1 protein-coding gene is annotated in these 393 nt (G+C 42.5%); it reads left to right on the top strand.

Annotated elements, in window-relative coordinates; genetic code table 11:
• A partial coding sequence (locus tag ACYVRH_RS14945) for a cyclic nucleotide-binding domain-containing protein (protein ID WP_461257643.1) occupies positions 1–257 on the top strand: 257 nt, incomplete at its 5' end.
• Between the last annotated feature and the right edge of the window lie 136 nt (positions 258–393).

Below are 393 nucleotides of genomic sequence, written 5' to 3'. Positions count from 1 at the left end.
TTTTGGATGATGCTAATATGGTTGCGCAAATAAAACAAGGAAAGTTTTTCGGTGAGATGGGAAGTCTTCTTTCGGGAGGCAGAAGCGCCACTATTAAGGCGCACAGCGATTTGCAAGTTCTAATGATTCCCTTTCTTTTATTCCAGGATGTTTTAAAGTACAGTTCTGATGCGGATCAAAAGGTTATAGAAATGCTTTCCGAGAGGCTTAGAGATGTGAATGAAAAACTGATTGGAGATGACCAGGCTTCCCGGTAGATTTTGCAAACCGGACTGGCTAAAGAGCCATCACGTTGACTGGTTGGCCCTGGGAGCTTGTCCGATTGTAAGGTTAGTTCGGCATATCCGGTACACTTGAAAAAATGACTGGTTTATGTTTATTATGAACAGAGAG

The organism is Treponema sp. R80B11-R83G3, from assembly GCF_054786115.1.
The sequence above is the reverse complement of the archived record's forward strand: the minus strand, read 5'-3'. Positions and strand labels throughout refer to the sequence as shown.